The sequence below is a fragment of the Oceanobacillus sp. AG genome (assembly GCF_009746545.1).
GTDB lineage: Bacteria > Bacillota > Bacilli > Bacillales > Amphibacillaceae > Oceanobacillus > Oceanobacillus indicireducens.
On sequence record NZ_WOWT01000011.1, the window covers coordinates 83,573 to 102,079 of the forward strand.

Annotated in this window: 25 protein-coding genes; 5 read left to right on the forward strand and 20 right to left on the reverse strand. The window is 35.8% G+C overall.

The features are described from left to right. Positions 1-9 precede the first annotated feature (9 nt). From GN217_RS07525 to GN217_RS07540, 4 genes are all read right to left on the reverse strand, one after another. The gene (locus GN217_RS07525; RefSeq protein ID WP_156856062.1) at positions 10-375 is read right to left on the reverse strand and encodes a hypothetical protein; all 366 of its coding nucleotides are present in this window, start codon (positions 373-375) and stop codon (positions 10-12) included. A gap of 161 nt (positions 376-536) precedes the next feature. Continuing rightward, positions 537-1,076: an HD domain-containing protein gene (locus GN217_RS07530; RefSeq protein ID WP_156856063.1), complete on the reverse strand. Its 540-nt coding sequence runs from the start codon at positions 1,074-1,076 to the stop codon at positions 537-539. Between the two features lie 290 nt (positions 1,077-1,366). Next, positions 1,367-1,768, reverse strand: coding sequence for a VOC family protein (locus tag GN217_RS07535; protein WP_156856064.1), 402 nt, complete (start codon positions 1,766-1,768; stop codon positions 1,367-1,369). 203 nt (positions 1,769-1,971) lie between these two features. Continuing rightward, positions 1,972-2,118 carry a hypothetical protein gene (locus tag GN217_RS07540; RefSeq protein ID WP_198042610.1) on the reverse strand — a complete coding sequence of 49 codons (147 nt, stop codon included), beginning with the start codon at positions 2,116-2,118 and terminating at the stop codon, positions 1,972-1,974. A 422-nt stretch (positions 2,119-2,540) separates the two neighbouring features. On the opposite strand from GN217_RS07540, the gene GN217_RS07545 reads away from it, so the two are divergent. Together GN217_RS07545 and GN217_RS07550 are read left to right on the forward strand one after the other, a co-directional pair. Further along, positions 2,541-2,873 carry a PadR family transcriptional regulator gene (locus GN217_RS07545; protein WP_156856066.1) on the forward strand — a complete coding sequence of 111 codons (333 nt, stop codon included), beginning with the start codon at positions 2,541-2,543 and terminating at the stop codon, positions 2,871-2,873. 25 nt (positions 2,874-2,898) lie between these two features. Continuing rightward, positions 2,899-3,495 (forward strand): HAAS signaling domain-containing protein, encoded by a 597-nt coding sequence (locus GN217_RS07550; protein WP_156856067.1) that lies wholly within the window; start codon positions 2,899-2,901, stop codon positions 3,493-3,495. A 78-nt stretch (positions 3,496-3,573) separates the two neighbouring features. On the opposite strand, the gene GN217_RS07555 is transcribed toward GN217_RS07550, so the two are convergent. After that, complete coding sequence (locus GN217_RS07555) at positions 3,574-4,305, reverse strand: hypothetical protein (RefSeq protein WP_156856068.1); 732 nt, start codon at positions 4,303-4,305, stop codon at positions 3,574-3,576. Between the two features lie 492 nt (positions 4,306-4,797). Between GN217_RS07555 and GN217_RS07560 the strand changes: the two genes are divergently transcribed. After that, positions 4,798-5,064 (forward strand): DUF4160 domain-containing protein, encoded by a 267-nt coding sequence (locus tag GN217_RS07560; protein WP_156856069.1) that lies wholly within the window; start codon positions 4,798-4,800, stop codon positions 5,062-5,064. 12 nt (positions 5,065-5,076) lie between these two features. Next, positions 5,077-5,388 carry a DUF2442 domain-containing protein gene (locus tag GN217_RS07565; protein WP_156856070.1) on the forward strand — a complete coding sequence of 104 codons (312 nt, stop codon included), beginning with the start codon at positions 5,077-5,079 and terminating at the stop codon, positions 5,386-5,388. Here the strand turns inward: GN217_RS07565 and GN217_RS07570 are convergent. The 14 genes from GN217_RS07570 to GN217_RS07635 form a co-directional block, all read right to left on the reverse strand. Continuing rightward, positions 5,385-5,912: a helicase gene (locus GN217_RS07570; RefSeq protein ID WP_156856071.1), complete on the reverse strand. Its 528-nt coding sequence runs from the start codon at positions 5,910-5,912 to the stop codon at positions 5,385-5,387. The genes GN217_RS07565 and GN217_RS07570 overlap by 4 nt on opposite strands. 92 nt (positions 5,913-6,004) lie before the next feature. Then, positions 6,005-6,415 carry a hypothetical protein gene (locus tag GN217_RS18920; RefSeq protein ID WP_232334363.1) on the reverse strand — a complete coding sequence of 137 codons (411 nt, stop codon included), beginning with the start codon at positions 6,413-6,415 and terminating at the stop codon, positions 6,005-6,007. A gap of 397 nt (positions 6,416-6,812) precedes the next feature. Beyond that, positions 6,813-7,274, reverse strand: a complete 462-nt coding sequence (locus GN217_RS07580; protein WP_156856072.1) for a GNAT family N-acetyltransferase — start codon at positions 7,272-7,274, stop codon at positions 6,813-6,815. A 158-nt stretch (positions 7,275-7,432) separates the two neighbouring features. Further along, on the reverse strand, positions 7,433-7,810 hold the full coding sequence (locus GN217_RS07585; protein ID WP_156856073.1) for a VOC family protein: 378 nt from the start codon (positions 7,808-7,810) through the stop codon (positions 7,433-7,435). Positions 7,811-7,916: 106 nt separating this feature from the next. Continuing rightward, positions 7,917-9,866, reverse strand: coding sequence for an FtsX-like permease family protein (locus GN217_RS07590; RefSeq protein WP_156856074.1), 1,950 nt, complete (start codon positions 9,864-9,866; stop codon positions 7,917-7,919). Further along, positions 9,856-10,620 (reverse strand): ABC transporter ATP-binding protein, encoded by a 765-nt coding sequence (locus GN217_RS07595; protein ID WP_156856075.1) that lies wholly within the window; start codon positions 10,618-10,620, stop codon positions 9,856-9,858. Before GN217_RS07595 ends, GN217_RS07590 begins: the two co-directional genes overlap by 11 nt. A gap of 233 nt (positions 10,621-10,853) precedes the next feature. Continuing rightward, positions 10,854-11,738, reverse strand: coding sequence for an aminoglycoside 6-adenylyltransferase (locus GN217_RS07600; protein ID WP_156856076.1), 885 nt, complete (start codon positions 11,736-11,738; stop codon positions 10,854-10,856). A gap of 67 nt (positions 11,739-11,805) precedes the next feature. Next, a complete protein-coding gene (locus GN217_RS07605) occupies positions 11,806-12,276 on the reverse strand; it encodes a DUF1648 domain-containing protein (RefSeq protein WP_156856077.1) in 471 nt (156 codons plus the stop codon). A 218-nt stretch (positions 12,277-12,494) separates the two neighbouring features. Beyond that, positions 12,495-12,932 (reverse strand): GNAT family N-acetyltransferase, encoded by a 438-nt coding sequence (locus tag GN217_RS07610; protein ID WP_156856122.1) that lies wholly within the window; start codon positions 12,930-12,932, stop codon positions 12,495-12,497. A gap of 131 nt (positions 12,933-13,063) precedes the next feature. Next, entirely contained in the window at positions 13,064-13,609 is a 546-nt protein-coding gene (locus tag GN217_RS07615) for a GNAT family N-acetyltransferase (RefSeq protein ID WP_156856078.1), read from the reverse strand. A gap of 170 nt (positions 13,610-13,779) precedes the next feature. After that, a complete protein-coding gene (locus GN217_RS07620; RefSeq protein ID WP_156856079.1) occupies positions 13,780-14,655 on the reverse strand; it encodes a phosphotransferase family protein in 876 nt (291 codons plus the stop codon). Between the two features lie 186 nt (positions 14,656-14,841). After that, positions 14,842-15,141, reverse strand: coding sequence for a hypothetical protein (locus tag GN217_RS07625; RefSeq protein ID WP_232334364.1), 300 nt, complete (start codon positions 15,139-15,141; stop codon positions 14,842-14,844). Between the two features lie 243 nt (positions 15,142-15,384). Beyond that, positions 15,385-16,635 (reverse strand): MFS transporter, encoded by a 1,251-nt coding sequence (locus GN217_RS07630; RefSeq protein WP_156856080.1) that lies wholly within the window; start codon positions 16,633-16,635, stop codon positions 15,385-15,387. A gap of 253 nt (positions 16,636-16,888) precedes the next feature. After that, positions 16,889-17,347, reverse strand: coding sequence for a DUF2269 family protein (locus GN217_RS07635; protein WP_156856081.1), 459 nt, complete (start codon positions 17,345-17,347; stop codon positions 16,889-16,891). Positions 17,348-17,514: 167 nt separating this feature from the next. On the opposite strand from GN217_RS07635, the gene GN217_RS07640 reads away from it, so the two are divergent. Next, entirely contained in the window at positions 17,515-18,063 is a 549-nt protein-coding gene (locus tag GN217_RS07640; RefSeq protein WP_156856082.1) for a nitroreductase family protein, read from the forward strand. A gap of 36 nt (positions 18,064-18,099) precedes the next feature. Here the strand turns inward: GN217_RS07640 and GN217_RS07645 are convergent, their stop codons facing one another. After that, entirely contained in the window at positions 18,100-18,303 is a 204-nt protein-coding gene (locus tag GN217_RS07645) for an SHOCT domain-containing protein (RefSeq protein WP_232334365.1), read from the reverse strand. Between the last annotated feature and the right edge of the window lie 204 nt (positions 18,304-18,507).

Genomic DNA, 18,507 nt, shown 5'->3' on the forward strand with positions numbered 1-18,507 from the left:
CTCCGAGCTTTATTCCATGTAAAAAGCTGATAAGTTATAATTATCTTTGCTGAACCACCGGTACGGAACACTCTTCTTCTGCATAGAAACCCAGTATTCATCTCCAATATATATATCTTCCCAAACAATATTAATAGGCACTCGTTTGTTATCAGCATCAAAAAAAATAGCATCATTGAGATGAACATTTACCTCTTCTTCTGTATCTAATCTCGTGACGGATATTCTGTAGCCGTCATCATTCAGTTCTTTCTCTTCTACCCGCACCATTCCGAAGTAGGAACTATCACTGGATAAAAGTGGCAAAACAACGAAAACTATAAGCAGAGGAAAAATTATATAAATGAAAAGCTTCTTTAGAACGGAAGATTTCATACCTACTAACCCCCAAAATTTCACTACTTATACCACCAATAAAATTGTACCATTGTTACGGGAGTTGTATCAATCAAAATAAAAAGCCCGAACAAACAGTTTACCTTATGCGTCACGCATCCTGTTCATTCGGACTTTTTATCACTTTATTCGATTCTAATTTAACTAACACCTCGAGCCTCTTTCCCCTCATGCAAATCCTTGTTGATCTGTACATCAAGCGCACGAATTCGCAGAAGTGCATTTTCAAAGTCAATCTCCCTATAATGATGATTGCCTCCACCCTCTTCATCCGCTTCATCAGCCATGGCGACAACTCGCTGAAGCGGTTCAAGTTCCAGCTGTCCATTCGGCAAGTATGAATCCGTATGGAGCAAGATAGCAATCGCTATTTTCTTCGCTGCGTGACGATCCTCACCCAGTCTGATTAATAATTTATGCGCCCGGCTTGCACCCTTTATCGCATGGATATCATTTTCTTTATAAAGGTCATAATCCCATTCACCATCTCGATACCAGGTGTAATGACCAATATCATGAAGGAGCGCCGCTTTTGTTGCATAATCCGCATCCACTTCAAACCGTTTTGCAAAAATATAAGCATACTCCGTTACAGCTACAGCGTGAGCAATCCCTGAACGCTCGAGATACTTCTGGGTAATTGGATGCAGGAAGACTTCTTCTAGTGTAATTCTTCTCATCGGATAACCTCCTTCTATTACTAAATATCATCCAGTATCTTCCTTAAATCCTTTAACGTTTTAATGCTAAATTCCTGCAACTATATCATATTTTGCATCATTTTTCAATAGGCACATGCCTGGAGCAGCTATGAGAAGTAATCTTTTATTCAGAAACGTTTTATACGGAAAAATCACTTATCCATGATTGGTGATTTTTAAACGCTTACCTTTTCATTATTCTGGTGCTTTTCAACACGTTCGAACCGTTTTTAAATAGTTGTACAATCATATCCGTAATCGGCGTTACCTCAATAATCGGGGGCCACAAGCTCTACTTTAATCCTATCCGGATCTTCAAAGTACACGGCATAGTGGTTTTCTCCCCCAGCAAAAGGATGTTTCTCCGGATAAAGAATATTTATTCCTCTGTCTTGTAATTTATCCGTCATTTCATCTACGTGCTGACGTGAGCTTGCATAAAACGCCAGGTGATTAAGTCCCACCCGGCATCTATGATATGGGATATCAAGAAACCTATCTTCCGCCTGTACAAACACAATATAGATTTGATCTATTTTCCAGCTTTGTCCATTTTCCCATTCTTGAAAAGAAGTATAGCCTAAATCTTTTAGAAACCAGCCCCAAAAATCTACTGTCTTTTTTAAATCTGATACATATAGTTCAATGTGGTGTATCAATCCTTTTGACATGGAAAGTCCCCCCTATTGCCGGTTAAGTAAATAAGAAATTTTCATTCCAAATCAATTAAAATCTTAAACAATCTGTCTTATTTTATGAGTGTTATTATCGTAGAAATTACAAAATAAGTTATCATCCCTAATACAAATATCGCAATATTACTTTTGGTAAAGTATTTTTTCATCTTAACTACTCTCCCCGGTAACCATCTCAATCACTGCTCATTTCTCGTAAATCTAGGCTTACTAAAAAAAGCTGCAAGAAAAATAAATAATGTAGCAAGTAAAGTTCCAGTAGCCCCTTTATCAATGTAAGCAAATAAAGGGCCAGTCACAGCTGCAAGAATAAACATCAATTTCATCATCTTCCCCACCATTGAAGTTAAATTAATAATACTACATTTTTCATACTAACGGATATAGAAAACCTTTCCTTCTGCTTGTCCCCTCTTGATCAAAGACGATCTTTACTACAACTTCTTTAAACTTAAACTCGTCCAAATCCCTCCAAATTGAATCACATCACCAAACTCTCCCGGTTGTTCCATTACTAATCTTTGATGGCGTGGAAAAACTGACCACATAAGTTCATACGAAGGAAAAATCCCACCATTATAGGCTGAAGTATTTACTTAGGTACCCTTCTAAAAAGAAGGAAATGTCCTGCTATCTAAGAATAAACAATCTAATTCATAACGATCATTACATATATCGCATTAACGCTATATGTGTCATTGACATATAGTACTCAATCATGTATTATAAAAATTAAGAGGTGAGAGTAATGGAAAATGATAAATGGCAATTGCAGTTTAAAAAGGGAATTATTGAATTAACCATTATGCTACTCATTCAAAAGAAACCCAAGTATGGTTATGAAATAACATCTACATTAAAGAATACTTCTTATCTAAGTTTGTCTGATGGAGCAATATACCCCATTCTTAAACGGTTAGAAAAAAACAATTGGACATATTCTTTCTGGGATAATCCAGAGGATGGCCCAAGAAGAAAATTTTATCAACTTACAGAAAAGGGTAAAGATGTTTTAGAAAGTCGTTTCCAAGTTTTTGATGAATCTTTACAGGTAATTAAAAAAATAGAGGGAGCTGATTAGTTTGTGTGCAACCATTAATGAATATTTGAGTAAACTATCAGATAATCTAAAGTCGTTGCCGGAGGAGGAAAGAAAAAGCATTGTAGAAGAAATTGAAATTCATTTAAAAGACAAAGTGGATTCACTGAAGAATGAGGGATACTCGAATGAAGGAGCAGTCAGTAAAATGTTGAGTGAATTCAAGTCTCCCGATTCGCTTGCTAAAGATTACTTAAAGGAATATCAGGAACTTGAAATTGAAGAGCGACCAAATATAACATTTTACCTATTAAATGCTGGATTGACGGGACTTGCTTTTTTAAGCCTACCAATTTTAGAGAAACAACTTGAGCTTGCTTGGATTGCTTTAGGTGTTCCATTAGTTATTTGTGGCTTTATTACGCTCTTTTTGTTGAAGGAACAAAATAAATCTATAACAAGTATCTTAAAAATTTCACCTAAGATTTTATTATCATTATATTTTCCTGTATCGTTACTATTTCTTTGGATAACTTTTAATCAAGAAGACGGATTCGTTGATTTTTCGTTTTATTACATGCTAATTTACTGGTTGACTCTGCTAATTTATTATATAGTAACCAAAAAAACTACTAAAAAAGTCTCTCAATATGAAGAATGTTAGAAGATATGAAAAAAAGATTAACAGTTCCAAGATAATAACTGCAACTGTTAATCTTTCCTAGAATATTTTCATTTTATATTAACACAGACCTGCTCCCCAAACAAGTTCGCAAGCAGCAGTACATAATGCAAACCCTCCTGGTCCACCAACTAAGGCGAATGCACATCCTGAATAACAAGCTACCCACCCTGAAAACCCACAGGCGAATTTAAACCAAAAGCTATCTCTATCAATGAGGGAGTGAATTCCCTCATATACACTATGATGAGTAATGGCATTATCTAAATTACCTTCTGAGAAATCTTCATAAGTAAATTCTTGGTGAAGCATTAGTTGGCCTTTCTCATCAAAATCTTTATAATGAACTGTTTCAGAATCAATTTCGAAATAACTCAACTTCAAAACTTCATTATTTTCTTGGTCAACAAAAGCCGTTATTGAGTCATAGTAATTACCATCCGATGATTTTTCAAACACGCTAGTTACTTGAAGAACATCTCCGTCTGCATAATCATTTTCTCCTAGATTAATAATGATACTGTGATCATCATTAATAGAGTCGTGGTTAACATTGTTTTCAAAGGTGGAATTCGTCTCTAATGCTCTTAAAATATCAATTTTCTCTTCGCCTTCGATATAGATTACATCATTTTCGATTTCGTCTAAATCTTCCTCGAGTGCTCCACAGTTACAATCCTCACCATCCTGATAACTAGCAAAGGTTGTTAGAGGACTAAAAAACAGTAAAGAAATAATAGACGGCAGCAACAGAACCTTGATACCCTTACTTCTTGAATGTTTTGTAAGCATAGACACTTTTTACATCCTTTCCTTTGTTCCAATATTAGCATTTTGATACCACCTCTATTCTATAATCTCCCTCCTTTCTAGTAGAAAAGCTAATATCAAAATTCTAAAATAATTGTAACATTACGAAATAAACCTGTAAAGGGAATTTATAGAATATATGGAATCTTAATTCTGTGATTCATTTTTTATAAATAAACGCAAAAAACACCACTAATCCTATTTCAACGGCATTTTTTTAATTATTATTCACATATGAACAGGGGATAGAGTGGCAATAATCACCTACAGATGTAAAAAGATTCAAAACCCCAATTCACCTTATAGTCAGCCCTTAAAAATGCAATTCCTTCTACAGCAAGTTACGAAAATAACACCCAAAGTTACATTGATTTCTTTAAAAGAACTTTTTGACAATCATATAGTAGTTCATTTATCTTTCTTCTAACCAAATAGAAAATGTTTTAATGTATAAATGAAATAGGGGTGTTTGCCTTGCCTAGAATTAGCAATTTTGGCGGTATGACTATTGTAGTATATTATAACGATCATAATCCTCCACATTTTCATATAATCTATAATGAAGTACGCTGCCGTATTTTAATTGAAAGTGGGAAGTATATGTCAGGACATCAAAAATTACCAAAAACAAAAGAAAAGGAAGCTCTTAAATGGCTTGAATTACACAGGAATGATATAATGAGGGCATGGAATGATTGTAGGGCAAACCGAGTGCCTAGTAAAATTCCACCTTTATATTAGGAGGTGTTTGTAATGGTGTTAATAAATAAGGTAAACGTCGTTCCAGGCTTAAAAGGATGGCTATTGATTCAATTTGATGATAATACGAAGAAATTAACTAATATTAACCCTATGATGTTTGGGACTTTAGAAAAACTAAAAGAAGATGCATTTTTTGAAAAAGCTTTTGTAGATAGTGAACTACAAACCGTGTCTTGGCCTGGAGAACTAGATCTTGATCCAGATAATTTGTACAAACAAGGAATAGATGTAGAAATAGTAAAGAATCTCATCCAAGCGATGAAAGATAACGATGATTTTTCTGAGTTTATCAAAGCCTGCTAATCTGTTGGTAGACAAAAAACAAAATGATCATCAGGGTCCCATACATGCAAATCATCTGCAATGTATACACGCAACCATAGTACGTCATTAATATTTCTAAGGTAAAAACCTTTCGGGAAACCATCATCATCATTTAAAATCTCTGAGGCTATAGTGATAGAACCAGGGGGAGCTTGATGGTGATGTGAAGGATTTTCCTTATTACCTTCAGGTTGATTAAGGTAGTCTATTCTCAGGTATGGTCCCAACTCAAGCGGGCACAATTCCAAACCAAGTTCGTTTGCCTTTTTGAAAAGCTGCGATGTTGTACCTCCATCCGGAAAACCAAGACCTTGAACAGTTAGTTCTACGATTTTGAGGCTGTACTTTGTAGCAGATGGAGTAAAATTATCATTAGATAGTAGGATTTCTGCGTACTCATTCATCAAGAAATGTTGCTTCAATTTCTGAATGAGCTGGGATTTTGAAAGCCCACCAACCTCAACTTTTCTAGTAATATAATGACAATCAGGATAGACTCGCATTATAGCTCACTTCCTATCAGATGTTTTCTTCTAGAAGAAAAGACATTTTAAAATCTCCCATAAAACTACTACGATAAAATAAGTGCTATTCCCTAATACAACAAGATGTCTTCTTTTATTTCCACATCAAGCTTCCCTTTTTCATCGACAGACGTTATATTGACTACTGCCTTACCCGAATAACCTTTTTCAAAATATCCAATAATATATTCGGTGTGTAAATTACCTTTGTTGTCTTCATACTCTAATAGGAGGGCTGCTTCATCAAACTCATCATTTGAATTTTCCTTTGGATTCACATGAAGTTTGTATGCTTTACCCGGTTCGATCGACGGTATTTTTATATCCGATTTTATATTGCCATAGGTGATATATAAATCGGATACCTTCTCATCCGTTTCATTTTCCACTCGAATATCAATGCCATCTTGTGCTAGTTTAACTGTTGCAAACCCTAATGTTACGATTATCAAAACTAGTAGCGTGATTATTCCCTTTTTCATTTTTCTCCTCAATATAAATTTTATTAAACCGTCATAAATTTGGACCAACATTAATAGTACTCTTAATCTGATAATTTTAACTTAACCGTAAAGGATTTACAACAAGATAATTTAATTTGTTTCTTTCTTTATCTAAAAGTATAGAGCGCTAATCGTAGCTATTCTGTCATTTCCAAATAAAAAATAACCACCCTAGCCTGACGAGCTAATTTAAGGTAGTTATTTTATCACTGTATATTGAGTCGCCCCCTTGAAGGGCTATTGCACTAGACCGTTTGGCGTTGGCGCGCCAGACGGTTTCTATCATGTTATGCTTTTCTATATATATTATACCCCATTTTTTTAAACTGACCTAATAATTTCGACAGTAATAACTCCCGCTAAAGAATCAGTTACTTCACAACAATAATTTCAAAATAAATTGTTCACCAATAGGACCGTTTTTTCTCCTGCCTGTATCTGTAAACCCAACTCCTGCATACAGGCTCTGCGCAGGAATATTTTTATGATTAACCGCTAATACGATCTCGTCACAATCCGGAAATTCAGTTTTAACAAAATCACGCAACAGGAACATAGCTTGTTTAGCATATCCTTTCCCTTGCTTTGCATAGTTAACCGATAATGCAGTTAACAACATCGCGTTAGGATTATCGGAGTACTCCTTTACACGTTCCGTCTCGTGTAATAAAAAGAAGCCTACAGGTTCATCTTCATCTAGTATAACAATTCGATGTTGCCCTTCAATCTCCTCTAAAATCTTACTTGGTAATGCAGTGAATTGTGCTTGTTCTTCAGGTAGCTCAAAAGAATTTAACTCCTCTACATACTTACTTGAAAAAGGTTTTAATGTAACCATAGTCGGTATTCCCCTCTTTTTTTCTATATCTTAACATACAGAACATACATTCACGAACGTCTGTACTTCAGTCTTTTCATGATAAAAACTATTCAACAATCCTGTTATTTTACTGAACAATTCCATCCTACTCGTTTAAGTATACGATCTCACAAATCTCACTTAGAAGTAATCCTTATAAAATACCCATCCGGATCAGCCACTTTAAAGCCCCTCATCTCCCACGGATATTTCTCCACTTCCACCTCAATTGGGTAATTGTTGTCCAGACATCGCTGGTACACTTCTTCCAGTTCGTCTACAACAATAATCATTTCAAAGCCATTTCCTTTAATCTCACTTTTAGCCTTATTATTAAAGTAATGCTTATCTCCCAACACCTCTTCAGCAGTAAGCAACAATGAAAAGCAATCATAATTAAACCGTGCACCCCGTTTACTCCTGCCATACAACTCTAACCCAATAACGTTTTCATAGAAGTTTAAGGATTCCTCAATGTCCTTTACGTACAATTCATTCCTAAATAGAATACTCATTTTTCATTCATTCCTCCTCAAATTATTTAATTAAATTTCCTCAAAATATTGTTAGTTACTAAAAATGGGCTTCATTTATTTAATAACACTTGTTGAAAAATTAGAATCATTCCTCCCTAAAACCAGCAATCTCCATAAACATCTTTCGCTTGGCATAAATAAGAAAAATTATTAAAATCACAAAGTAAATTCCGGCAATCAAGAGAAACTGGAACAAAATCCCCGGGTTTGCTAACACTCCTCCTATATCTGTTGCCATCGCAATAAGATATAACAATGCAATCATTAACCCGAGTAAGGTCGGCAGCATAAATATGGTCGTGATTTCCCGGGATACTAATCCCTTCACTTCTTTACTTGTAATTCCAATGCGATACAGCTTACGGATTCTCAGTTCCTCTCTATCAATTTCTGAAAATAATTGAATGTACAGTAGAAGAAAGGAACCGATAAAGAATAAAACGCTTAAAAAGATCGCCACGAAAAAATGAATACCTTCTGAATTCATGCGGTTTGCATAATCACTCACCAGAGAATCAACGTAAAAAAGCTCCTCTTCCGGAAGAATATTTTCAACATTCAAATCCGGAGTAGTGGCGTTATAACTTTTAAAAGCTTGTTCCAATGTAAAAACTGCTTCTTCCGAGTCCTTCCAATCTTTAACATTAATGAAATGGGCTGTTGCTTCAAGCCCATCTAAATTACCCTTCAACGTTTCTAGTTCCGCATCGTTTATAATAAAAAACTCATCCAAATAATTAAAGCGTTTCTCCCCAATTACTTTAGTATAATCATAGAGGATCTCTTCTCCATCAATTGAGAAACGTAATTCCCTACCATAGGATATACTTTCAGGATCCTCCGTACTGATATTTAAATGATAGATTAATTCCTTACCTTGCAATTCAAATCCACTTGCAGTCACCTCATTGAATGCGCTAAGAGGCATAAAGGTAACCGTATAAGGATAACCATCATCATCCCATTCAAATTTAAAATAGACTGGGATAGTAAAATGCTCCTCTACAGGATTTTCATATTCATCAAAAATCGCATAAACTTCATCTGCAGGTAAATTATTTTTACTGTCCGTCGAAATAAACGCGATTGTATAAGGATTTCTTTCGATGGCTTCTTTTCCAGTCTCCGTATAGCCGTAAAATACAATTGTGCTATATAGAAGTGTGGTCATCACCATAATAGTAACGAGTATCATAATCGAGGTAAATTGTTTATATTTATGATCAATGCTCGTCCAATAAAGCAACCTACCATAGTAAAGATTCTTATTCTTTTTAATGAGTCCGATAAAAAAAGAGGTCAAATGTTTTAAAGCAATATACAGACCGATAAAAGTTATCATTGCCCAAAGCATTAGATATTCACCGCCATCAGGATCGGTATACGTAACAAAAAGTCCAATAATTGAACCAACGACAAATGCTACTCCAATCCCTCCGATAGCCGGATGTTTAAACGCCGTATTTTCCGTCATTTTTTCCGTTTTCAAGTTCTCCATAATATCTCTATTCATCGTTAAGTAAAGGGATTGTGCTATCGATACAATAAAGACGAGCATGAAAGCACCGATGGAATAGATGAACATGTCTGCATTAAGATGAAAGGCAACTTCCTGAATACCTGTTCCTTTCAATAACAACCAAAAAAAGAACTGAGAAAAAATTGTCCCTGCTCCAATTCCAATGATGATCGCTATTACAGCAATTATGCTATTTTCTATTAGCAATAGTTTGCTAATATCACGTTTCGTCATCCCTAATGTCATAAGTAGACCAAACTCACTCCGCCTTTTCTTCATGAAAATTTGATGAGCATAGCTAATGAAAAATACGGTAAACACAATAAGTGCAGCGCCCGGTATTGCTAGAAGACTTTGGATTCCTTCTATTTCCTTCAATGCAACAAGTTGTTCATTAAAATAAACTGTCATAAACATAAAGAAAAAAAGGATAGCCAAGCTATTACATGCAAGATAAAAAAGATATTTCTTGTAATGATACTTCGCCATTTTCCAGACGACTTGGTTAAATGTCATGCTGCCTCCCCCCTAAGAGAGCGAGATGATTCATGATATCATCTAGAAAAGCTTTCCGATCCGATTTTTTCTCTAGGTGTGAATGAACGGACCCGTCCCTTATAAAGATAACCTTCTCGCAATAGCTTGCAGCGAAAACATCGTGTGTTACTAGAAGTACAGTGGTTGACAACTCTTGTACCACTTTTTTCAAACATTCCATAATGACGGTAGAAGACTTGGAATCCAAATTCCCTGTCGGTTCATCCGCAAATATAATCTGTGGTTCATTTGCCAATGCACGGCTAACGGCTGTTCGTTGCTGTTGTCCACCTGAGATATGGTAGGGATATTTATTTAAAATCGCTTCAATATCAAAGAGACTTGCCAGTTCTTGTACCTTCTTTTCCATTTCTGGTCCGCTTTTCTTTTCGAGTATCATCGGCAGTATAATATTTTCTTTTACCGTTAAACTTTCTAATAGATTGAAGTCCTGAAAGACAAATCCTAACTTTCTACGACGAAACTGCGCCAAAGCATCTCCGGTCATTTCATTCAACTTTTGACCTTCTATAAAGATCTCTCCAGAAGTTGGCTTATCAATTCCACTCAATATGTTTAGCAAGGTTGTTTTCCCGCTGCCTGAAGGCCCCATAATCGCAACGAATTCTCCTTCCGACACAGAAAGGTTGATACCATTTAATGCAGTCGTTGACCCTTCATCATTGGCTTTCCCATAAACTTTGACGATGTTTTTAGCTTCTAAAATTTTCATCGCTATTCCCTTCTTTTCTTCCTCTGAATTCCTGTTATGTGGTATGTTTATCTCTTTATAAGTTAAATTAGCCTTCGTTTTAAAATGGGATTTGAATAATCAACTTCATTAAGCTCAAGTAAAGTAATTATCTAAATTATTTACTACATAAATCAACTCCAAAACCTTCAAATCTGCCATTCCTTTTTGCAAGATTATAATAAATTATTGTAAAATTCAAATCGTATTTCGCATTATTCAAATATACCTTGTGCGTCAACTGGTAATTCCCTAATATGTTTAAGGAATTCCGTCATTTTCTTATCGTCATTCATTGGATATGTAAATAATAATTGTTCTGCAACATCTTTTGCTAACACTCTAAATAATTCGCAAGCTACAAAAATTGAGTTCCAAAAATTCTTATAGTTGTAGTCAGAATAGGTCTTTTTATACATTTCCCAATAGAGATCAGGGAGGTACTGTTTAAAATACTTACCCATCTTTCCCACCGAAATTTGGAAATCATATTTTATGCCAATCCACCAAGAAACCATTCCATCTAATCTATCCCTTATTACAAACTCAAACATTTGTTTTGCATATGGCAACTCATCACGCCATATTCCTTTTCCTACGTTCTGCAGACACCACCAAAAGTCATTACAACAACTCATGAAGAGAGGTTCTGATGGCTTCTTTACCCAATAATCCTTATCTATAGGTTTTGGAATATCAGGAAGGATGCTGTCTTTATCCAATAAAGGAATCGTAAGTTTTTCCTTTGTATAGTTCTCAATCATAGCTTCTTTTGTCTCAATATGTAAGTCGATTCGATTACCATCTGTAAAAAGCATTAAATATCCATAAGACTTTTCAAATTCAACATCTAGCCCTATACATTTATCGTTTTCATCGGGTTTTTGAATCATAATTAAATCCCCAAAAATATCGATCCATTTCTCATTTTTTATGAATGAAGCTGTTTCTGTAACTACGTAAACAATATCATAGTCCTGGAAGATATCCTTTGGGGCTTTAGGATTGGTTCTTGATCCATTCATATAAACGGCTCGGATGCGTTCGTCTTTTTGAGCTGTATCTATTATTAGGTCAAACATTTCTTTTTCAGTTCTCATGTGTTATTCCCTCCTATAGAACCTCCATAAACTTACATAATAATGTCCAACACCTCAATTAACTTCTTCAGTACTTCAACAAAAATGCCCAGAACAAAAGATAAAAAGGTGCTATAAGGCAAATCGCTAAAAGAAAGAGTGAAACTGCAAAAGGAAAGGCAGACTCAAGTCCTGCTGCATTTCTTAACAACGCTTCGTTAGCCATAACAAAGGCTATAAAGCCCAGGTTTTGAATAAGCAACATCACTTTTCCAACTCTGGCAAACTGGATTTCTTTATTCGCTTCTGTTAAATTAACATAGTTCATTTTTTCCGGGTTTTTGACTAATAAGCCAATGAGGAACCAAATGAGGATGCTTAAAACTGGCATTACGAATAAAATGTATTTGGAACCCCAATTATCTGGAGTCTTACCAGTGAAATGGATGGCGTTCTGACTTGGGATATCTGACCAGAGATAAAATAAATTGAATATATGATAACCGAAAAGTAAAATGGAGATGGTGGAAAGGGTTATTTTAAAACGCTTGTTTCTCATTTTACTTTTACCCCCGTTTTAGACATTTTCCTAGGCTCTATCAACCCAATCTTCGCACTGACAAACTTCACAAAAATTGCTGCCTGAATTTCTCCTCCAGTATACAAAAAATCCAATATTTAATAATCTTTGTTACAGTGCGGTTTTGAGTTTAGGCGAAATAATAAAAAATATATTATTTCATATTGAAGTAACCATCCATTAGTGCAAATCCATATCTATAAGGGGAAAGTCATGGTGACTGTTCTAAGGTTAAAGCCCAATTTCTCATAAAGTTTAATGGCTTGATTACCCGCAAATGCACTTAGACGAACCTCAGGGTATCCATTTTCTCTTAGTTCATCAATAGCAGTTCTCAATAATTGTTTAGAAACTCCATTTCCTCTAAATTCTTCCAAAACAAATAACTCATAAATAAAACCATTCATCTTATCAGTAAATTGGTCTCTACTTTCCCCTATAAGGATCCACCCCATTAGTTTACCTTCTTCAATTGCTATTAAATAATAGCTTCCTTTTTCCAATAATGGTTCAATAAGACTTTTAATTTTTTCATTTGTGGGTCTTACTTCACCTAATGTGCCATCGAATAAGGCTTGCGGAGATAGTTGAATAATCTTTTCAAGTTCAGAACCATTTGGTCTTCTAATATCCATTCTAAAGTATTTCACTCCCTTCAATCCGATTTCGGTTAAATTTATTCCTTTTTTAACAAACATGCCCTATTGAATATATTCGACAAAAAAGGTGCTTCTCCTTTTTCAGGATTGCACCCGTTAGTGAATTTTCACTTCCACTCTTCCGCCAAAATCCCGTAAATTATTTGATCTTCATAATGGTCATTTAACCATTCTGTTTTTCTTATTCTACCTTCTTCAATAAAACCAAATTTTTCGGGTATAGCTCTGCTTCGCTCATTTCCAGCAGCTATATAAACTTCAATCCGATTGAGTGAAAGTTCTTTGAATCCATAATCTATCACCGTTTTGTAGGCCCTAGATATTACGCCCTTGCCTTGAAAGCCCCTACCTAGCCAATAACCTAATTCCCCTACATTATTAAATTTATCAACTTCATTAAATCCAATCGTACCTGCTATTCTTCCTTTATATATAATTGCAAACCACTTAGGATATCCACCGTTCTCCACTAATCCTTCGATTCTTTGTTTTAAGCTCTCATTTGTATCGTTTTGACTTTCGACAGCTTCTACCCAAGTGATCCATTGTTTTAAATGTTGCTTTGAGTCAACTATTAAATGATAATACTCCTCTGCATCATCCTCCGTAAACATTCTCAAAGAAACATCATTATCAATCTTATATTCAAACATATTTTCTCCTCCTGCAATTGCTTTTATAAATTTCTCAATTCACTGATAGTATTAGCAGAAAATCACAGCAACTATTTGTTAAATATCACTAAGAACAACTTCTCTGTTGTTAAACAATCCTGTCCTGTTAATACGATAACCAAACCATGCACCAGATAGCTTACAGGAATCTATCTAAAATCTTTAATTCCACTTTCAAATGCCTCTTTATCGTCATTCTCAATCCCGTGCAATGCTTCTTGCAAAGGAAACGTACGCTTATAGAATTTAACCCGTTCTGATAGCTGGTCACCGTTAGGATATAGGCTTATACACATATCAAAAAAGTCTCTACCATAGCTGGAGAGTATTCCCGCAAAATCATAAGCTGGGTCTCCTAATCCAGACCCACCAAAATCTATTATCCCCGAAATTCTACTTGTTTCCGGATTCCATAAGATATTAGATGCACCAAAATCTCCGTGTATCAGTGTGATATCTACTTTTGAGAACGCTTCCCCTTTTAGGAACGTTTCAGATGTGTATGTTATTTCTTCTTGAGCGTCTTTTCCAAAATAAGGAAATAGCTTTTTTTGAATCCTATCATACAAGTTATACATTTCTATACGAGGATTACGAACCTTTAGTTTCAAATCTCGACTTACTTTTTCTTCTGAAATCGCATGTAATTCTATAAGAAAAGAAACAAATTGCTTTGCTACTCCTTTAACCAATTCATAATTCTTAATACCTTTTAAACTTTCCTTCCACAAAGGAACACCAGCTATTAGATTATAACCAGTAAAGACCTTACCTGGTTCTAACCCTTCAAAGGAATGATAAATTGGATTCGGAATAGGGGTCGAGATGATATCTTTAATGTAATTCAAAATTTCCGTCTCTCTTTTTAATTGAAGGATTCCATTTTTATATTTCGGAAATCTAAAAACCAAAGATTCGTTTACAATGAACACGTCGTTATTTTGGCCAATTTCATTAAGATAAAACTGTTCAATTGGGAGGTTAGGATAAACCTTTTGAATGTGTTCAATAAAGCTATTCTTCATGCAGCCCCACCCTTTTAGTCACTTTTTATTTAAAATTGCAAAAACTCTTGTTGAATGAAGCTACCCCATTTGTTAGAAAAGACAATAGTACTCAAACAATTAAAGCATTTTCTAATTTTAAGCTTCGTCCTCGAAAAGTAACTGTAACCTCTATAAATGGTAATTCTGATATTTCCTTTATCTTAATCATATTTTTCTAAGTCCAGTCCATTTTTTCTCATGTATATCGAGATCCTCTCTAGATGTACGAAAGAAGTATAGTTCCCGATTAGGCTTTTGCTTGTGTAATTCATTGTGGCGACGGAATGCGTCCATCGAGTCGTCAAAAGTATCTATTACGGCTATGTCATCTACTATGCGATAATTACTATCTGAGTGAGCTTCGATTGCTTCAAATACAACCCATTTATCAGGATATGCTTTTCGAACTTCTTCCCATAACATATATACTCCCCCTCGTATGAAATAGAAATTTCTTATTATCATTTTGTCAAAAATTTTATTCATTCACATCAATTTCTTTATTCATCTTAAATAGTCCGTTGCAACAAAGTTTGAGGCATCACCGAAGCTTACTCTAAATGAATCTTTTCGAAATTCAACTACTTCTTTATGATGCTTTTTTAGATCCATTCCGATAAATTTGAGCACGGCTGTCCCCCTAACCAATTTAGATACTATGATTAAAATTACTATTCCTAATGGTTCTTTTAAACAACTCCTTAATCTTTATTTAATTTCCAAATTCGCCTCCCCGTCATCCTCCCGATAAAACCCTTGCTTGTCAGGTTTCAATACAGAAACGGAAAAAATTATCGATGCAACTAACATCACGAGGGCCAACGTAACAATCGTCATTCGTAAGGAAACAAGATCTGCCACAACACCAATTGCTAAAATAAATATTACTTGGATCGCACTTTGAATAAGCTGATAAATACTTGTAACTCTGCCCATCACCTCGATCGGAACGTTATTTTGATAAAAGGTCATGATTCCTGCATTAAGGAAAACATTGAAGAACCCTAAGATGACAAAGCCAACAATTATGGAAGCGAACGACCAGGAAAATGCATAAATCACGTAACCGACCGTCCACATAATCAATCCGATCACTATCATATGGCGCAATGACATTTTATTAGAAAAAATCGTTAAAAGCATTGCCCCTACGAGCGATCCAATGCCAGTAATACTAATCAATAAACTGTATTCCAATTCCGAAAGACCGATGACCTGCTGCGTAAAAACAACCTCCTGAGCATCCATCGCAAAAGAAAAGATCATAATGATAATGGATCCGAGATAAATAAAAGTTACATACTTATTTTCCCTCATGAACTTTTGCACAACCGTAAAGTCACGGACGACTTGGGAAATAGTTAATGCGGGGATAGCTTCTTTATCAATCTCTTCTTTTTCCGGTAAGAATAATAATAAGATTGCTGCGAAGATAAAAGATACTGCGTTTATCCACAAGGTAGCTTCAACTGAGGTGGATAGGATCAATGCCCCTCCAATGGCCGGCCCGATAATAAAAGCTCCAGAATCGACAAATGACCGAACAGAGTTAAAGCGCTTCCTTTTTTCTGTCGGTATAAGAATCGCAACATACGTCATGGATGCAGGATTATAGAAAGCTTTCCCGACACTTAAAATTACGAGAATGCCATAAATTACTACCATGTTTGGAGCATATGGGATTAAACAGATGAACAATCCCCGCAAAATAAACGTGGCTCCCATTACTTTTCTCTTACTCCGGTAATCAATGAAACTTCCTGTCCAAAACTTCGTAACGATATTTGTTAACGGTGCGATGATCCAGAGACCAGCCACTGCCGCTGCGGAACCAGTGAGCTGGTACACCATGATGTTTATCGCAACAAGATGAATAAAGTCTCCGATATTTGATATTCCGATTGTTATTAGTAGCAGTGCAGGATGTTTCCAGCTTTTTAGATTTTTTATGTTATCCATTCCCTTAAGGTAATTATTTTATCTATTAAGTATGAAATATACCGACAATCAAAATTATAATAAGATAAGAAGACTTAGTGTAAGTAAATAAAATGAGGGTCAATAATGAAGCAGCAAGCATATTAAAATCAATCGGGGTCTTGAAACGCTCACTACACTCATTCCCTTTTAAGTAAAGGGTAACATATTTCATCGGTGCGAGATAGCTATTTTCAAATACTTCCCACAATAGGAAGAGCCGTTTTTTATTTTCCTAAAACGGCTTTAAAATCATCAACGCTATAATGATAAGGAAAATCACATTAATAATCCGTTCATAAAAGAATAATTCCTTCGATAAATCATAATACAACTGAGGGATCTCGTCTCCCTCTACATCGACAAACAATTGCTTGATTGGCTTCGAACGTGGACTGAGCACGACCGGTCCCATCACAAGCGCAACAAGGAAGAGTACAAGACTAACAATATACCAGCCTTGGCTGAACCAAAACGGATTCAGAGCGCCCATCCATAATCCGGTGACAAGCAGTAACGTTCCGCCTACCATTGTAAATATATGTAACGAATTTCTTACTTTAAAAGAATGCCTTAACTCCGTCATCGTAGCTGGTTTCGATAGCGTGACGACAGCAGTCATTACCATGCCCGGCCCCATCCCGAGAATAGCTGAGAAAATATGTATAAACACAAGTGCGTCGTAAAGCGTCATTTATGTAGCCTCCAATTCTTTTACCTACCTTCTATTTTATCTGCATTTCTAGGAAAAGTCAGTGATGAACCTCACAAACTATTTGATTTCCATGTGAATTGCTTTATCATTCATCCTGAACTACAATCAATGAGAGAATATATTAAACAAATAGGGGACCTGAAAAAATGGAGAAGACATATTTAGCGAATATTATTCGGGAGCGACGGGCGATTAAGAAAGGGTATAACGATAAAACGGTCACAGAAGAAATCGTGCGGGAATTATTGCAGGATGCGCGCTGGGCACCGACTCATGGGATGCGCGAACCGTGGCGCTTTATTTTCGTTGGAGAGGAAGAGCTGCCGGTATTTGCAAAGCGGGTAGCAGCAACATATCCAGAGGCAAGACAGGAGAACCGGGAGAACTATTTGAACGAACCGAATGCAATATTAGTCGCTGTGATGGATGTTCCGGAACTGGAAAAACAGTGGGATGAAAACTTCGGAGCGATTGCAACGCTGATTCAAAATTTCTGGCTGCTCGCCTGGGAGAAACAGCTTGGCGTCGTTTGGAAAACAAATCCGCATATATACGATCCGAAAGTAAAAGAGATTCTTGATGTTAAAGATAATGAAAAAATTGTCGGCTTTATCCACCTCGGGTACTTTGACGAAAAACCAACACCAAAAGAACGAACACCACTCGAAGAAAAATTCACCCGCTTCAAAGCGTAAATGAAACTGGGACATGGGGTCAGACCCTGTCCCAGTTTATTTTTTCCCTCGACGCCTTTTTGCTTCTTCATAATCTTCTTTCGTAATCTCACCTTTTTCGTAACGCCTTTTCATGATGTCGAGCGAATCAGAAGGACCCGCCTCCGTTGAATTACCGTTTCGAAAGCGGATGAGAATAACAACAATGATTACGAGTACAACCGCAGTAACAATCAATCGGATAATCATAGCTTCGGGCATAATCGTATACCTCCTGTTTCAATAGGACATAGTGTACTTGTTCGGGTATTAATGGAGCGGTGAATAGTACATGTATGTTCATATGTCAGTGGTCGTTTTTGTGTCTAATATTTGGGGAAGTGATGACTGTTATCAGTTCTTTTCGTTGAAGGGCAGTGAGCGAGCTTGTCAATAACTTTTCCGAAAATAGCTTATTGCTTGTGG

What these genes read in the sequence shown, in the direction of transcription:
- GN217_RS07525 (WP_156856062.1), bottom strand. Translation starts at nt 375, where the DNA reads ATGAAATCTTCCGTTCTAAAGAAGCTTTTCATTTATATAATTTTTCCT.
- GN217_RS07530 (WP_156856063.1), bottom strand. Translation starts at nt 1,076, where the DNA reads ATGAGAAGAATTACACTAGAAGAAGTCTTCCTGCATCCAATTACCCAG.
- GN217_RS07535 (WP_156856064.1), bottom strand. Translation starts at nt 1,768, where the DNA reads ATGTCAAAAGGATTGATACACCACATTGAACTATATGTATCAGATTTA.
- GN217_RS07540 (WP_198042610.1), bottom strand. Translation starts at nt 2,118, where the DNA reads ATGAAATTGATGTTTATTCTTGCAGCTGTGACTGGCCCTTTATTTGCT.
- GN217_RS07545 (WP_156856066.1), top strand. Translation starts at nt 2,541, where the DNA reads ATGGAAAATGATAAATGGCAATTGCAGTTTAAAAAGGGAATTATTGAA.
- GN217_RS07555 (WP_156856068.1), bottom strand. Translation starts at nt 4,305, where the DNA reads ATGCTTACAAAACATTCAAGAAGTAAGGGTATCAAGGTTCTGTTGCTG.
- GN217_RS07565 (WP_156856070.1), top strand. Translation starts at nt 5,077, where the DNA reads ATGGTGTTAATAAATAAGGTAAACGTCGTTCCAGGCTTAAAAGGATGG.
- GN217_RS07570 (WP_156856071.1), bottom strand. Translation starts at nt 5,912, where the DNA reads ATGCGAGTCTATCCTGATTGTCATTATATTACTAGAAAAGTTGAGGTT.
- GN217_RS18920 (WP_232334363.1), bottom strand. Translation starts at nt 6,415, where the DNA reads ATGAAAAAGGGAATAATCACGCTACTAGTTTTGATAATCGTAACATTA.
- GN217_RS07580 (WP_156856072.1), bottom strand. Translation starts at nt 7,274, where the DNA reads ATGGTTACATTAAAACCTTTTTCAAGTAAGTATGTAGAGGAGTTAAAT.
- GN217_RS07585 (WP_156856073.1), bottom strand. Translation starts at nt 7,810, where the DNA reads ATGAGTATTCTATTTAGGAATGAATTGTACGTAAAGGACATTGAGGAA.
- GN217_RS07590 (WP_156856074.1), bottom strand. Translation starts at nt 9,866, where the DNA reads ATGACATTTAACCAAGTCGTCTGGAAAATGGCGAAGTATCATTACAAG.
- GN217_RS07595 (WP_156856075.1), bottom strand. Translation starts at nt 10,620, where the DNA reads ATGAAAATTTTAGAAGCTAAAAACATCGTCAAAGTTTATGGGAAAGCC.
- GN217_RS07600 (WP_156856076.1), bottom strand. Translation starts at nt 11,738, where the DNA reads ATGAGAACTGAAAAAGAAATGTTTGACCTAATAATAGATACAGCTCAA.
- GN217_RS07605 (WP_156856077.1), bottom strand. Translation starts at nt 12,276, where the DNA reads ATGAGAAACAAGCGTTTTAAAATAACCCTTTCCACCATCTCCATTTTA.
- GN217_RS07610 (WP_156856122.1), bottom strand. Translation starts at nt 12,932, where the DNA reads ATGGATATTAGAAGACCAAATGGTTCTGAACTTGAAAAGATTATTCAA.
- GN217_RS07615 (WP_156856078.1), bottom strand. Translation starts at nt 13,609, where the DNA reads ATGTTTGAATATAAGATTGATAATGATGTTTCTTTGAGAATGTTTACG.
- GN217_RS07620 (WP_156856079.1), bottom strand. Translation starts at nt 14,655, where the DNA reads ATGAAGAATAGCTTTATTGAACACATTCAAAAGGTTTATCCTAACCTC.
- GN217_RS07625 (WP_232334364.1), bottom strand. Translation starts at nt 15,141, where the DNA reads ATGATAATAAGAAATTTCTATTTCATACGAGGGGGAGTATATATGTTA.
- GN217_RS07630 (WP_156856080.1), bottom strand. Translation starts at nt 16,635, where the DNA reads ATGGATAACATAAAAAATCTAAAAAGCTGGAAACATCCTGCACTGCTA.
- GN217_RS07635 (WP_156856081.1), bottom strand. Translation starts at nt 17,347, where the DNA reads ATGACGCTTTACGACGCACTTGTGTTTATACATATTTTCTCAGCTATT.
- GN217_RS07640 (WP_156856082.1), top strand. Translation starts at nt 17,515, where the DNA reads ATGGAGAAGACATATTTAGCGAATATTATTCGGGAGCGACGGGCGATT.
- GN217_RS07645 (WP_232334365.1), bottom strand. Translation starts at nt 18,303, where the DNA reads ATGCCCGAAGCTATGATTATCCGATTGATTGTTACTGCGGTTGTACTC.